We start from the raw sequence: 231 nt of genomic DNA, 5'->3' as shown, positions 1-231 counted from the left end.
ACGCCCGGCAGGGGTGCACTCAGTAGAGAGGGGGAGGATACCAGTCCGGCGGCTCGACGAGCTCATATCCACTGGGTAAGCCGAGATCGCTGCGGATATGGTCGCTCAGGCCCGCCCCCAGCGTACCGGCAGGCGTCGCGCGACGCAACGCGACCAGCCGCAAGGCCAAACCCATTTGGCGCATCAGGCTGTGCGACCTGAAATGCTCCTCCACAACGAGGCGAGCAAGCG

General features: G+C 65.8%; 1 protein-coding gene. It reads right to left on the bottom strand.

Annotation, left to right across the window (positions count from 1 at the left end; genetic code table 11):
• Positions 1–19 precede the first annotated feature (19 nt).
• Positions 20–231: hypothetical protein (locus R0J92_RS27270; protein ID WP_411053982.1), on the bottom strand; the 212-nt coding region annotated here is incomplete at its 5' end.

It is taken from the genome of Tritonibacter sp. SIMBA_163 (assembly GCF_046535935.1).
GTDB lineage: Bacteria > Pseudomonadota > Alphaproteobacteria > Rhodobacterales > Rhodobacteraceae > Epibacterium > Epibacterium scottomollicae.
The sequence above is the reverse complement of the archived record's forward strand: the minus strand, read 5'-3'. Positions and strand labels throughout refer to the sequence as shown.